Raw genomic sequence first — 13,807 nt, forward strand, 5'->3', positions numbered from 1 at the left:
AGCATAGGAGTCCGATAGGAGCCTTTCGCGAAACAGACTTGAGGACAGAGCAGATGGCCAAACGTATCCAGTTCAGCGCCCATGGCGGCCCCGAAGTACTTGAGTATGTGGACTACACGCCGGCAGAACCGGGCCCGCAACAGGTACGTGTGCGTAACCAGGCCATTGGCCTGAATTTTATCGATACCTATTACCGCAGTGGCCTGTATGCACCGCCGGCCTTGCCCTCGGGCCTGGGCGCGGAAGGCGCTGGGGTGGTGGATGCGGTGGGCAGCGAAGTCAGCCAGTTCAAGGTCGGCGACCGCGTGGCCTACGGCAGCGGCCCGCTGGGTGCCTACAGCGAACTGCACGTGCTGCCGGCCGCCAACCTGGTGCATCTGCCGGATGGGATCAGCTTCGAACAGGCTGCTGGGGCCATGCTCAAAGGCCTGACCGTGCAGTACCTGTTGCGCCAGACCTATGAATTGAAAGGCGGTGAAACCATCCTGTTCCACGCCGCTGCCGGTGGCGTCGGCTCCCTGGCCTGCCAATGGGCCAAAGCCCTGGGTGTGAAGTTGATCGGTACGGTCAGTTCGCCGGAAAAAGCCGCCCTGGCCAAATCCCTCGGCGCCTGGGAAACCATCGACTACAGCAAGGAAAACGTCCCACAGCGCGTACTGGAACTGACCGACGGCAAGAAATGCCCGGTGGTGTACGACGGCGTCGGCAAGGACACCTGGCTCGCCTCGCTGGACAGCGTCGCGCCCCGGGGCCTGCTGGTGAGTTTCGGTAATGCGTCAGGTGCGGTGGACGGGGTGAACCTGGGGATTCTGGCGGCGAAAGGCTCGCTGTACGTGACCCGGCCGACACTGGCGACCTACGCCAACAATCCGCAGAACCTGCAGGCCATGGCCGACGACCTGTTTGCCATGATCGAAAGCGGCAAGGTGCGGATTGATATCAACCAGCGGTATTCCCTGGCGGACGCGGCGAAGGCGCAGGTGGAGTTGTCGGGGCGGCGGACCACTGGGTCGACCATTTTGCTGCCGTAACATTTCGGCTGCTTGGAATGCCGCCATCGCGGGCAAGCCCGCTCCCACATTCGAACGCATTCCCAGGTTGGAAATCGGTCGAATGTGGGGCTTGCCCGCGATGGCAGTACCACGGTCTCAAGACGGGCGCCGAACCTCACCCGTGGCCAGATCCCGAATCAAGCTCGGGTTCTTGCGCCCACCCAGGCTGCCACCCAGCACCCGGTCCACCTGACCACGGAAATACTGCTCCACCCGGATCCGCGAGCGCGCGGCCGGCCGGCCTTGGGGGTTGGCAGAGGTGGAGATCAATGGCCCCACCAGTGAACACAAATCGCGCACCAGCGGATGATCGCTGACCCGCAATGCCACGGTGTCGTGCTTACCAGTCACCCATTCAGGCAGCAGGTCCTGATGGGGCACCAGCCAGGTATTGGGCCCCGGCCAGGTACTGGCCATGCGGTCGATCCAGGTGTCGGGGAAGTCTTCGAACAGAAAGTCGAATTGCCGGATATTGTCGGCGACCAGGATCAGCCCCTTATCCACCGACCGGCCCTTGATCGCCAGCAAGCGATCCACCGCTTCCTCGTTCCACGGGTCGCAGCCCAGGCCCCAGACGGCCTCGGTCGGATAGGCAATCACCGCGCCTGCGCGAATTTCTCGTGCGGCTTCTTGCACACGCCACCTGTTGACCATTACTCACTCTCCGGACTAAAGCTCTGCGCAGTTTACCGATGTTCGTTACAAAACCTAACTGCGTGCAAACCAGCGGCCACTTTCACAGATCACCCGGCCCTCCAGCTCCAGTTCGGTGAGGCTCGCCAGCACCTGGCACAGGCTCTGCCCGCTGGCGATGGCCAAGCCTTCACTGGTCTGGGGCGCCGCATGCAACAGCGCCACCAGTGGATGGGTTACCGCCACCGGCGCGGGCCGCGATAACGCCTGCCAACCGCGCAACCCTTCAAGGATGTGTTCGATGGTTTCCACCAGCACCGCCCCGTCGCGGATCAGTTGGTGACAGCCCCTGGCGCCAGGATGATGAATCGACCCCGGTATTGCATACACCTCGCGCCCCTGTTCGGCGGCCAGCCGCGCGGTGATCAGCGAGCCGCTGGCGACGCTGGCCTCCACCACCAGAACCCCCAGGGACAGGCCACTGATAATACGGTTGCGCCGCGGGAAGTTGCCGGCCTGGGGACCGGCGTCCAGCGGGAACTCGGAAACCACCGCGCTGCCTTGGGCAATCATCGCCTCGGCGAGCTGGCGGTGGCGCTGTGGATAAAAATTTTCCAGACCGGTGCCCAGCACGCCGATAGTCTGACCCCCGACATCTAATGCTGCCTGGTGGGCCGCCCCGTCGATACCCAGGGCCAAGCCGCTGGTAATGACAAAACCGGCGCTTGCCAGGCTGCGGGAAAAGGCGGCCGCCGTATCCATTCCGGGCCGGGAAGCGCGGCGGCTGCCGACCATGGCCAACTGCGGTTTTTCCAGGATAGCGGGGCTGCCGGCTACGAATAACAACGGTGGTGCATCATCCAGCTCGGCCAGCAAGGCTGGGTAATCGGGTTGGTCCCACATCAGCAAATGCTGGGCCGGACGCTCTAGCCAGGCCAATGCGACGCTGGCGCCATCGCGCACTTGCACGCTGCGCCGGGCTTCGGCACAGGCCGCCGGCAACCCCAGCGAACGCCAGGCACTGGCCGGGGCGCCGAGGGCTTTCGAGGCGCAGCCAAAGGCCTCGATCAATGTCTTGAAACGCCTGGGACCGAGCTCCGGCATGCGATGCAAACGCAGACGGGCTTCCAGCTCGGCGGGGGAAATATCCGGGGTATGGATTACTGGCATATGATCATCCTTGATCAGGAACAAGCTGTGGATAACTCTGTTGGTAACTTCTGTAGCAGGCTAATTATTGCAGCGGGTCATCGCCGCCCAACCGGCCACTGCATTTTGAAGACGAGTAGCGATTTCCTCATGGGCGCAATCTCCTTTATTATGTCGGTTCGCGTGAAATGCCTTGGCCTTCGCGGCCTGCGAGCGTTTCACACCGGTCGTGCGGGTTGTCCCGAGGCCGACTTGCCTTTACCTCACATGTGCAGCAATTACGCTTATGGCTATTTTGAACATCCTCGAATTCCCGGACTCGCGCCTGCGCACTATCGCCAAACCGGTGGCCGTAGTGGACGACAAGGTTCGTCAGTTGGTCGATGACATGTTTGAAACAATGTATGAAGCCCCGGGCATCGGCCTCGCCGCGACCCAGGTCAATGTGCACCTGCGCGTGGTGGTCATGGACCTGTCCGAAGACCGCAGCGAACCGATGGTGTACATCAACCCCGAGTTCGAGCCGCTGACCGACGAGATGGGCGAGTATCAGGAAGGCTGCCTGTCGGTGCCGGAGTTCTACGAGAACGTCGAGCGCCCGCTGCGCGTCAAGATCAAGGCCCTGGACCGTGACGGCAAGCCCTTCGAGCTGATTGCCGAAGGCCTGCTGGCCGTGTGTATCCAGCACGAGTGCGACCACCTCAACGGCAAGCTGTTCGTCGATTACCTGTCCACGCTCAAACGCGACCGGATCAAGAAGAAACTGGAAAAGAAGCATCGCCAGCAAGCTTGATTCCCTTCTTCCAAAGGCTTGCTCCGGCAAGCCTTTTTCTTTTGTGAGACGTTTCCCATGACCGAGCCACTGCGCATCGTTTTTGCCGGCACCCCCGAATTTGCCGCCGAACACCTCAAGGCCCTGCTTGCCAGCCCTTATGAAATCGTCGCGGTGTACACCCAGCCGGATCGCCCGGCCGGCCGTGGGCAAAAACTGATGCCCAGCCCGGTCAAGCAACTGGCCCTGGAGCACGGCATCGTCGTGCTGCAACCGCCCACCCTGCGCAACGCCGAAGCCCAGGCTGAACTGGCCGCGCTGAAGCCGGACCTGTTGGTGGTGGTGGCCTACGGCCTGATCCTCCCGCAAGCCGTGCTGGATATCCCGCGCCTGGGTTGCATCAACAGCCACGCCTCGCTGCTGCCACGCTGGCGCGGTGCCGCGCCGATCCAGCGCGCGGTGCAAGCCGGTGACGCCGAAAGCGGCGTGACGGTGATGCGCATGGAGGCCGGCCTCGACACCGGGCCGATGCTGCTCAAGGTCACCACGCCCATCACCGCGCAAGACACCGGCGGCAGCCTGCACGACCGCCTGGCCGAGCTGGGCCCGCCTGCGGTGATCCAGGCCATTGCCGGCCTTGCGGCTGGCACCTTGGAAGGCGAAGTGCAGGACGACAGCCTCGCCACCTACGCCCACAAGCTGAACAAGGACGAAGCGCGCATCGACTGGAGCCGCCCGGCCGTGGAGCTGGAACGCCTGGTACGCGCGTTCAACCCATGGCCGATCTGCCACAGCACCCTCAATGGCGAAGCCTTGAAAGTCCTCGCCGCCAACCTGGCCGAAGGCCACGGTGCCCCCGGTGAAATCATCGGTGCCAGTAAGGAAGGTCTGTTGGTTGCGTGCGGGGAGCAGGCCTTGTGTCTGACCCGTCTGCAATTACCCGGTGGCAAGGCGCTGAACTTCAGCGATTTGTTCAATAGCCGTCGTGAGAAATTTGCCCCCGGCATCATCCTCGGAGTGGACGCTTGATGAACCCGCGTTTGGCCGCCGCCAAGGCCCTGGCCGCCGTGCTCAATGGCAAGGCTTCCCTGAACAGCTCGTTGCCGGTGCAACTGGATAAGGTCGAAGACCGTGATCGCGGCTTCACCCAGGACCTGGCATTTGGTACCGCGCGCTGGCAGCCGCGTCTATCGGCGCTGGCGTCCAAGTTGCTGCAAAAGCCATTCAAGGCAGCCGATGCCGACGTCGAGGCGCTGCTGCTGGTGGGGCTTTACCAGTTGCTCTACAGCCGCGTGCCGGCCCACGCCGCCATCGGCGAAACCGTGGGCTGCGCCGACAAGCTGAAAAAACCCTGGGCCAAGGCCTTGCTCAACGCCGTGCTGCGCCGCGCCCAACGCGAAAGCGAAGGGTTGCTGGCCGAGCTGGAACACGACCCGGTAGTGCGCACCGCACACCCGCGCTGGCTGCAAAAATCCCTCAAGGCGTTCTGGCCCCAGCAGTGGGAAGCCATCTGCGCCGCCAACAATGCGCACCCGCCGATGATTCTGCGGGTCAATCGCCGCCACAACAGCCGCGATGCCTATCTCACGCTGCTGGCAGATGCCGGCATCAACGCCAGCGCCTGTGTGTACAGCCAGGACGGTATCGTCCTCGAAACGGCTGGCGATGTACGCAGCCTGCCAGGCTTTGCCGAGGGCTGGATCAGCGTGCAGGACGAAGCCGCGCAACTGGCCGCCGACCTGCTCGACCTGGCGCCCGGCCAAAGGGTGCTGGACGCCTGCTGCGCGCCTGGTGGCAAGACTTGCCACATCATGGAAGTCCAGCCCAACCTGGCCGGCGTGGTGGCCGTGGATCTGGAAGCCAAGCGCCTGGTGCGGGTGCGCGAAAACCTCGCACGCCTGGGCCTGGAAGCTGAGTTGATTGCCGCCGACGGTCGCGACACCGCCACCTGGTGGGATGGCAAACCGTTCCAGCGCATCCTGCTCGACGCACCGTGCTCTGCCACCGGGGTGATCCGCCGCCACCCGGATATCAAACTGACCCGCCAACCCGACGACATCGCCGCCCTGGCTGTGCTGCAAGGCGAGCTATTGGACGCGCTGTGGCCGACACTGGAAGTCGGTGGCATCCTGCTCTACGCCACCTGCTCGACATTGCCCACCGAGAATACCGAAGTGATCCAAGCCTTCCTTGCCCGCACCAGCGGCGCGCGGGAGTTGGACATTGCCACCACAGCCGGCATCAAGCAGCCCCATGGCCGCCAGCTACTGGCGCAGGAAGGCGGGCACGATGGCTTCTATTACGCCAAGCTGATCAAGATTGCCGCTGCACGCGGTTGAATGGTTTTTAAGGGAGTGACCGGATGAAGATCATCATCCTTGGCGCAGGCCAGGTCGGCGGTACGCTGGCCGAGCATTTGGCCAGTGAAGCCAACGACATTACCGTGGTCGACACCGACGCCGAACGCCTGCGTGGCCTGGGGGATCGCCTGGATATCCGGACGGTCCAGGGCCGTGCCTCGTTCCCCACCGTGCTGCGCCAGGCCGGCGCCGACGACGCCGATATGCTGGTGGCGGTGACCAATAGCGACGAGACCAATATGGTCGCCTGCCAGGTCGCCCACATCCTGTTCCACACCCCGACCAAGATCGCCCGAGTGCGTGAAGCGGCCTACCTGACCCGCGCCGGGCTGTTCGACAACGACGCGATTCCGGTGGACGTGCTGATCAGCCCGGAGCAGGTGGTCACCCACTACATCAAGCGCCTGATCGAAATCCCCGGCGCACTGCAGGTGATCGACTTCGCCGAAGGCAAGGCGCAACTGGTGGCGGTCAAGGCTTACTACGGTGGGCCTCTGGTGGGCCAGCAACTGCGTCAGCTGCGCGAACACATGCCGAATGTGGAAACCCGCGTGGCCGCGATTTTCCGCCGCGACCGGCCGATCCTGCCCCAGGGCGACACAGTGATCGAAGCCGACGACGAAGTGTTCTTCATCGCTGCCAAGGCCAACATTCGCGCAGTGATGAGCGAAATGCGCCGGCTCGACGAGAGCTACAAACGCATCGTCATCGCCGGCGGCGGGCAGATCGGCGAGCGCCTGGCCGAGGCTATCGAAAGCCGCTACCAGGTGAAGATCATCGAGATGAGCCCGGCACGCTGCCGGCATTTGTCCGACACCCTCGACAGCACCGTGGTACTGCAAGGCAGCGCTTCGGATCGTGACCTGCTGATGGAAGAGAACATCGCCGACGCCGATATCTTCCTGGCCCTGACCAACGACGACGAGGCCAATATCATGTCGTCGCTGCTGGCCAAGCGGCTGGGGGCGAAGAAGGTCATGACGATCATCAATAACCCGGCCTATGTGGACCTGATCCAGGGCGGCGACATCGATATCGCCATCAGCCCGCAATTGGCGACCATCGGCACGTTGCTGGCCCACGTGCGGCGCGGCGATATCGTCAGCGTGCACTCACTGCGCCGGGGCGCGGCGGAAGCCATCGAGGCGATTGCCCACGGTGACTCCAAGTCGAGCAAGGTGATCGGCCGGGCGATCCGCGATATTGGCTTGCCACCGGGCACCACCATTGGCGCGATCATTCGCGATGAAGAAGTGATCATCGCCCACGACGACACGGTGATCGCCACGGGGGACCATGTGATTCTGTTCCTGGTGGATAAAAAACATATCCGCGATGTGGAGAAACTGTTCCACGTGGGGTTGAGCTTTTTTTGATCTGACGGAGAGACCAACATGCTCGAATCCCTGGAAAACATGCTCGCCAAGGGTGTGGATAACTCGCTGCTGCGTTTTGGTTTGGGCAAGGGTTATCTGGACCTGAAAGACAACGCCAAGGCGGCGGCGCATTTGCAAAAATGCGTCGAGTTCGATCCTAAGTATTCAGCGGCGTGGAAGCTGTTGGGCAAGGCGCAGGCTGCGCTGGGCGATAAAGACGCGGCGCGACAGGCGTGGGAGCAGGGGATTGCAGCGGCCCAGGCCCATGGCGACAAGCAGGCCGAAAAAGAGATGACGGTGTTCCTGAAGAAACTCGACCGCCAGGCTTGAGGTGACCCCTGTGGGAGCTGGCTTGCCTGCGATGCAGGCAACTCGGTCTTCCAGTCAAACCGAGGTGATGCCATCGCAGGCAAGCCAGCTCCCACATGTGATCTTCATGAGGGGGGGTATCAGTACCACCGCGCCTCGCCCGGCGGGCGTTTCTTGAAGCGCTTCATGCTCCACATGTACTGGCTCGGGTAAGCGCCCACATAACGCTCCACCACCTTGCTCATCGCCGCGCAGGACGTGGCCGTGTCGGTGCTGTACATATCTTCTGGCGCCGCTTCCAAAATCACTTTGTAGCCCGAGCCATCCGGCAGCCGCAGGGCATGCAGGAATACCCCGACCGCCTTGTGACCGGCGAGCATGTTCGGCACGAACTTGCTGGTCAGCGCCTGGGTGGCGAAGAACGGCACGAAGATCCCGGCCGACTCTGCCGGCTCCGGGTCAGCGGGAATCCCCACCTGGCCGCCCTTGCGCACTTCCTTGATGACACTGAGGATGCCTTCTTTGGTGGAGGCCGCCACCCGGTTGCCCAACTGCACGCGTTGCTTGCGCAGCAGGTCATCCACCGCCTTGAGCTTGGGCGGGCGGTAGAAAATGATCGGTTTGCACTGGCTGCAATAGAAGTGGTTCAACACTTCCCAGTTGCCCAGGTGGCTGGTGATGCCTACCACGCCTTTACCTGAGGCCAGGGCTTGCTGCAGCACTTCCAGGCCTTCGACTTCGCGCACCAGGTCGATGGAACGCTGGGCCGGCCAGATCCAGGCGCAGGCGCTTTCGGTCAGGGACTTGCCGATGTCCATCAGGCTTTGGCCGACCAGGCGCTCACGCTCGATCGGGTCCATGTCCGGGAAGCACTTGGAGAGGTTGATCCGCACCGTATCGCGGGAGCGGTTGGGGGTTTTCCACATGATCCAGCCAATGGCCGTACCCACCGCCTGGACGGCGCGCCAGGGCAGCAGGGCAAACAATCGCAGAGCGCCTACCAGCAAGGCGCCTTTTAACTTTTCCACAGGTCACTCCTGATGTTGTGCGGTGCGCAAAGTGCGCCATTCTACCCGGCGTTGACCAAGTCCGCGTAACGGTCGCAATCCTGAGTGTGGTCCATGACCATGCCCGAGGCCTGCATGAACGCATAGCAGATGGTCGGCCCGACGAACGTGAAGCCGGCTTTCTTGAGCGCTTTGCTCATGGCTTCGGCCTCTGGCGTAATCGCCGGAACCTGGCTGCAATCCTTGAAATGATTGACCTTGGGCACGCCGCCGACAAACGCCCAGAGCAACCCCACCGGGTCCTCTAGCGCCAGCCAGGCGGCGGCATTGCGCCGGGTGGCATTGAGTTTCAAGCGGTTGCGCACGATGCCTGGGTCGAGCATCAACTGCTCGATCTCGGCATCACTCAACTGCGCCAGACGCTGGGGATCAAAACCGAACAAGACCTTTCGATAATGCTCGCGTTTGCGTAAAACGGTGATCCAGGACAGGCCCGCCTGGAACCCTTCGAGCAAAAGCAACTCGAACAAACCCTGCGCATCGCGCAGCGGCGTTCCCCACTCCTGATCGTGATAAGCCATGTACAGCGGATCTTCAGAACACCAAAAGCAGCGTGGCATAAGGCTCCAGGGAGTGGTGGCAAGGCCGAATCGGGTATACTGCCGCCCTTTAAATCGCAGCCCAAGTAACAGGTGAATTTTGTGAGCCAGCCTACGCCAGCCGTGCGTACCTTCCAAGACTTGATCCTCGCCCTCCAGCAATACTGGGCCGAGCAAGGTTGTGTGGTACTTCAGCCCTACGATATGGAAGTAGGCGCCGGCACTTTCCACACCGCAACATTCCTGCGGGCCATCGGCCCGGAAACCTGGAACGCCGCTTATGTGCAGCCCAGTCGTCGCCCGACTGACGGCCGCTACGGCGAAAACCCCAACCGCCTGCAGCACTACTATCAGTTCCAGGTCGTCCTCAAGCCAAACCCGGACAACTTCCAGGAGCTGTACCTGGGCTCGCTGAAACATGTCGGCCTGGACCCGCTGGTCCACGATATCCGTTTCGTCGAAGACAACTGGGAGTCGCCAACCCTGGGCGCCTGGGGCCTGGGCTGGGAAGTCTGGCTCAACGGCATGGAAGTGACGCAGTTCACTTACTTCCAGCAAGCGGGCGGCATCGAGTGCTACCCGGTGACCGGCGAGATCACCTACGGCCTGGAACGCCTGGCCATGTACCTGCAGGGCGTGGATTCGGTCTACGACCTGGTATGGGCTGACGGCCCGTTCGGCAAAGTGACTTATGGCGATGTGTTCCACCAGAACGAAGTGGAGCAGTCGACCTACAACTTCGAACACGCCAACGTCGAGAAGCTGTTCGAACTGTTCGACTTCTATGAAAGCGAAGCCAAGCGCCTGATCGAACTGGATCAGCCGCTGCCGTTGCCGAGCTACGAAATGGTCCTGAAGGCGTCCCATACCTTCAACCTGCTGGACGCTCGCCGTGCCATCTCGGTAACCGCGCGCCAGCAATACATCCTGCGTGTACGCACCCTGGCGCGTTCCGTCGCCCAAGCCTACTTGCTGGCTCGCGCCAAGCTGGGCTTCCCGATGGCCACCCCGGATTTGCGTGATGAAGTGTTGGCTAAGCTGGAGGCTGCACAATGAGTGCTCAAGATTTCCTGGTTGAACTGGGCACCGAAGAGCTGCCACCCAAGGCCCTCAACACCCTGGCCGACGCATTTCTGGCCGGTATCGAAAAAGGCCTGCAGACTGCCGGCCTGAAGTTTGAAGCCAAGAAGGTCTACGCCGCGCCACGTCGCCTGGCGGTGTTGCTGACCGCGCTGCAAACCCAGCAGCCGGACCGCAACATCAACCTCGACGGCCCGCCACGCCAGGCCGCTTTCGATGCCGAAGGCAACCCGACCCAGGCCGCCCTGGGTTTTGCCAAGAAGTGCGGCGTCGAGCTGAGCGAGATCGACCAAAGTGGCCCGAAACTGCGTTTCAGCCAGGTCATTACCGGTAAGCCGACCGCCAGCCTGCTGCCGACCATCGTTGAAGACTCCCTGAACGACCTGCCTATCCCCAAGCGCATGCGCTGGGGCGCACGCAAGGAAGAGTTCGTCCGTCCGACCCAATGGTTGGTAATGCTGCTCGGTGATCAAGTCATCGATTGCACCATCCTCGCCCAGAAGGCCGGCCGCGACTCCCGTGGCCATCGCTTCCACCACCCGCAAAACGTGCGCATCGGTTCGCCGGCCAGCTACCTCGAAGACCTGCGTGCAGCCTATGTGCTGGCGGATGCCAACGAGCGTCGCGAGCTGATCAGCAAGCGCACCGAAGAGCTGGCTCGTTTGCAGGAAGGCACCGCCATCGTGCCGCCAAGCCTGCTCGACGAAGTAACCGCGCTGGTCGAGTGGCCGGTGCCGCTGGTGTGCTCGTTCGAAGAGCGCTTCCTCGATGTGCCACAAGAAGCCTTGATCACCACCATGCAGGACAACCAGAAGTACTTCTGCCTGCTGGATGTGGACGGCAAATTGCTGCCGCGCTTTATCACCGTGGCCAACATCGAAAGCAAGGACCCGCAGCAGATCATCGCCGGTAACGAAAAAGTCGTACGCCCGCGCCTGACCGATGCCGAGTTCTTCTTCAAGCAAGACAAGAAGCAGAAGCTCGAAGACTTCAACCTGCGCCTGCAGAACGTGGTGTTCCAAGAAAAACTTGGCAGCGTCTACGACAAGGCTGTGCGGGTTTCCAAGCTGGCGGCCTACATCGCGCCACGTATTGGCGGCGATGCGGCCTTGGCCGCCCGCGCTGGCCTGTTGTGCAAATGCGACCTGGCCACCGAGATGGTCGGCGAGTTCCCGGAAATGCAAGGTGTTGCCGGTTACTACTACGCGCTCAATGACGGCGAGCCTGAAGACGTCGCCCTGGCCTTGAACGAGCAGTACATGCCACGCGGTGCTGGCGCCGAACTGCCGACCACCCTGACCGGCGCGGCCGTAGCCATCGCTGACAAGCTGGATACCCTGGTGGGGATCTTCGGTATCGGCATGTTGCCCACCGGCAGCAAAGACCCGTATGCCCTGCGCCGTGCGGCCCTGGGCGTGCTGCGCATCCTGATCGACAAGAAGCTGGACCTGGACCTGACCCAGGCCGTGGTGTTTGCAGTTGGTCAGTTCGGGGCCAAGGTCAAGCAAGCCGGTTTGGCCGAGCAAGTGCTGGAGTTCGTGTTCGACCGCCTGCGTGCGCGCTACGAAGACGAAGGCGTGGACGTTTCCGTCTACCTTTCGGTGCGTGCCCTGCAACCGGGTTCGGCACTGGACTTCGACCAACGTGTGCAAGCCGTACAGGCCTTCCGCAAGCTGCCGGAAGCCGATGCCCTGGCCGCCGTGAACAAGCGCGTTTCGAACCTGCTGAGCAAGGCCGAAGGCCTGGGCACCGGCGACGTCGATCCTGGCCTGTTTGCCGATGCCAAGGAGTTCTCGCTGAACTCGGCTATCGCCAAGGCAGAAAACGCAGTGAAACCGCTGATCGCCGAGCGCAACTACGCCGAAGCACTGGCGCGCCTGGCCACCTTGCGTGAGCCGGTGGATGCGTTCTTCGAAGCGGTGATGATCAATGCCGAAGATGCTGGCGTGCGGAAAAACCGCTACGCCATGCTGGCGCGTCTGCGCGGTTTGTTCGTCAACATCGCTGACATTTCGACGCTGAGCTGATCATGTTGAAACTGCTGATTCTCGATCGGGACGGGGTGATCAACTATGACTCCGACGCTTACATCAAGTCGGTAGAGGAGTGGATCCCGCTGCCCGGCTCGATCGAGGCCATCGCGCAGTTGAGCAAGGCCGGCTGGACGGTAGCCATTGCTACCAACCAGTCCGGCATCGCCCGCGGCTACTACGACATCGCCACCCTGGACGCCATGCACGCGCGCTTGCGCACGTTGGTGGCAGAGCAGGGCGGTGAGGTGGGGCTGGTGGTGTATTGCCCCCACGGGCCGGACGAGGGCTGCGATTGCCGCAAACCCAAGCCTGGCATGTTGAAAATCATTTCAGAACATTACAAGGTGCCCCTGGCTGGGATATGGTTCGTCGGGGACAGTCTCGGTGACCTGGAGGCGGCCAAAGCCGTCGACTCTCAGCCAGTTTTGGTAAAGACCGGAAAAGGCGAAAAGACCCAGGCGAAAAACCTGCCGGTAGGCACCTTGATTTTTGACGATCTGGCGGCGGTTGCCGCAGAACTTATCAACAACTAGTCGCCCTCGACTTCCTGACCAAGGATTGTTCGGGAGTGCACTTTTAACAGGCGGGCGTTGTCCCGCAACGGTAAATGCTGCCATGTCGATTTTGCAGGCCATCAGAACCTTCTTCTTTTACCTGCTGCTGGGCACCAGCTCGTTTCTCTGGTGCACCCTGAGCTTTTTTATTGCGCCCTTTTTGCCATTCAAGGCGCGCTATCGCTTTATCAACGTCTATTGGTGCCGCTGCGCGTTGTGGCTGACCAAGGTGTTCCTGGGCATCCGTTTCGAGGTCAAGGGCGCCGAGAATGTCCCGGACCAGCCGTGCGTGATCCTGTCGAACCACCAGAGCACCTGGGAGACGTTTTTTCTTTCTGCCTACTTCTCGCCCCTGAGCCAGGTGCTCAAGCGTGAGTTGCTGTTCGTACCGTTCTTTGGTTGGGCCATGGCCATGCTGCGCCCGATTGCCATCGACCGCGACAACCCCAAGGCCGCGCTCAAGCATGTGGCCAAGAAAGGTGACGAACTGCTCAAGGACGGCGTTTGGGTCCTGATCTTCCCTGAGGGCACCCGCGTTCCCTTTGGCACGGTCGGCAAGTTCTCCCGGGGCGGTACGGCACTGGCGGTCAACGCCAATCTGCCGGTGCTGCCGATTGCCCACAATGCCGGCAAGTTCTGGCCCAAGGAAGGCTGGGCCAAGCGCAAGGGCACCATCACTGTGGTGATCGGCGAGCCGATGTATGCCGAAGGGGAAGGACCGCGTGCAATTGCCGCGCTCAATGACCGCGCTGCAGCCTGGAATGAAGCGCAGCAACGGGCCATGGGTTCGCTGCCGCCACTGCCGGTTGCCGAAGACCGCGCGGTGATCTGACGTTCTGTGGATAACCTGTGTACGGTTTGTTGGCGAAAAGCAGTTTTTGGC

General features: G+C 62.0%; 14 protein-coding genes. 10 read left to right on the top strand and 4 right to left on the bottom strand.

The genetic code is table 11. The annotated features are described in order from the left end of the window. The first annotated feature begins 53 nt into the window (after window positions 1-53). The gene (locus BHC62_RS25370) at window positions 54-1,031 is read left to right on the top strand and encodes an NADPH:quinone reductase (RefSeq protein ID WP_070996594.1); all 978 of its coding nucleotides are present in this window, start codon (window positions 54-56) and stop codon (window positions 1,029-1,031) included. A gap of 117 nt (window positions 1,032-1,148) precedes the next feature. Here the strand turns inward: BHC62_RS25370 and BHC62_RS25375 are convergent, their stop codons facing one another. Both BHC62_RS25375 and dprA read right to left on the bottom strand, forming a co-directional pair. After that, window positions 1,149-1,706, bottom strand: coding sequence for an L-threonylcarbamoyladenylate synthase (locus BHC62_RS25375; protein WP_029290233.1), 558 nt, complete (start codon window positions 1,704-1,706; stop codon window positions 1,149-1,151). A 54-nt stretch (window positions 1,707-1,760) separates the two neighbouring features. After that, window positions 1,761-2,855: a DNA-processing protein DprA gene (gene dprA / locus BHC62_RS25380; RefSeq protein ID WP_070996596.1), complete on the bottom strand. Its 1,095-nt coding sequence runs from the start codon at window positions 2,853-2,855 to the stop codon at window positions 1,761-1,763. 265 nt (window positions 2,856-3,120) lie between these two features. On the opposite strand from dprA, the gene def reads away from it, so the two are divergent. Genes def through BHC62_RS25405 form a run of 5 tightly spaced genes read left to right on the top strand, consistent with a single transcriptional unit; the run spans window position 3,121 to window position 7,672 of the window. Then, window positions 3,121-3,627 carry a peptide deformylase gene (def, locus tag BHC62_RS25385; RefSeq protein WP_029290229.1) on the top strand — a complete coding sequence of 169 codons (507 nt, stop codon included), beginning with the start codon at window positions 3,121-3,123 and terminating at the stop codon, window positions 3,625-3,627. 57 nt (window positions 3,628-3,684) lie between these two features. After that, on the top strand, window positions 3,685-4,635 hold the full coding sequence (fmt, locus tag BHC62_RS25390) for a methionyl-tRNA formyltransferase (RefSeq protein ID WP_070996598.1): 951 nt from the start codon (window positions 3,685-3,687) through the stop codon (window positions 4,633-4,635). Continuing rightward, a complete protein-coding gene (gene rsmB, locus BHC62_RS25395; protein ID WP_070996600.1) occupies window positions 4,635-5,945 on the top strand; it encodes a 16S rRNA (cytosine(967)-C(5))-methyltransferase RsmB in 1,311 nt (436 codons plus the stop codon). The genes fmt and rsmB overlap by 1 nt, the downstream gene beginning before the upstream one ends. Window positions 5,946-5,968: 23 nt before the next feature. Continuing rightward, a complete protein-coding gene (trkA, locus tag BHC62_RS25400; protein ID WP_070996602.1) occupies window positions 5,969-7,342 on the top strand; it encodes a Trk system potassium transporter TrkA in 1,374 nt (457 codons plus the stop codon). Between the two features lie 18 nt (window positions 7,343-7,360). After that, window positions 7,361-7,672: a tetratricopeptide repeat protein gene (locus BHC62_RS25405; RefSeq protein WP_070996603.1), complete on the top strand. Its 312-nt coding sequence runs from the start codon at window positions 7,361-7,363 to the stop codon at window positions 7,670-7,672. A 119-nt stretch (window positions 7,673-7,791) separates the two neighbouring features. Here the strand turns inward: BHC62_RS25405 and BHC62_RS25410 are convergent, their stop codons facing one another. Together BHC62_RS25410 and BHC62_RS25415 are read right to left on the bottom strand one after the other, a co-directional pair. Then, complete coding sequence (locus BHC62_RS25410; protein WP_070996605.1) at window positions 7,792-8,679, bottom strand: lysophospholipid acyltransferase; 888 nt, start codon at window positions 8,677-8,679, stop codon at window positions 7,792-7,794. A 41-nt stretch (window positions 8,680-8,720) separates the two neighbouring features. Next, complete coding sequence (locus BHC62_RS25415) at window positions 8,721-9,278, bottom strand: DNA-3-methyladenine glycosylase I (protein WP_070996607.1); 558 nt, start codon at window positions 9,276-9,278, stop codon at window positions 8,721-8,723. A gap of 81 nt (window positions 9,279-9,359) precedes the next feature. On the opposite strand from BHC62_RS25415, the gene glyQ reads away from it, so the two are divergent. From glyQ to BHC62_RS25435, 4 genes are all read left to right on the top strand, one after another. After that, complete coding sequence (gene glyQ, locus BHC62_RS25420; protein WP_003213601.1) at window positions 9,360-10,313, top strand: glycine--tRNA ligase subunit alpha; 954 nt, start codon at window positions 9,360-9,362, stop codon at window positions 10,311-10,313. Further along, a complete protein-coding gene (glyS, locus tag BHC62_RS25425; RefSeq protein WP_029290211.1) occupies window positions 10,310-12,364 on the top strand; it encodes a glycine--tRNA ligase subunit beta in 2,055 nt (684 codons plus the stop codon). Before glyQ ends, glyS begins: the two co-directional genes overlap by 4 nt. Beyond that, a complete protein-coding gene (gene gmhB, locus BHC62_RS25430) occupies window positions 12,364-12,903 on the top strand; it encodes a D-glycero-beta-D-manno-heptose 1,7-bisphosphate 7-phosphatase (protein ID WP_169870889.1) in 540 nt (179 codons plus the stop codon). Before glyS ends, gmhB begins: the two co-directional genes overlap by 1 nt. An 82-nt stretch (window positions 12,904-12,985) precedes the next feature. After that, entirely contained in the window at window positions 12,986-13,756 is a 771-nt protein-coding gene (locus BHC62_RS25435; protein WP_029290207.1) for a 1-acyl-sn-glycerol-3-phosphate acyltransferase, read from the top strand. The last annotated feature ends 51 nt before the right edge of the window (window positions 13,757-13,807 follow it).

It is taken from the genome of Pseudomonas sp. 06C 126 (genome assembly GCF_001855215.1).
Lineage (GTDB): Bacteria > Pseudomonadota > Gammaproteobacteria > Pseudomonadales > Pseudomonadaceae > Aquipseudomonas > Aquipseudomonas proteolytica.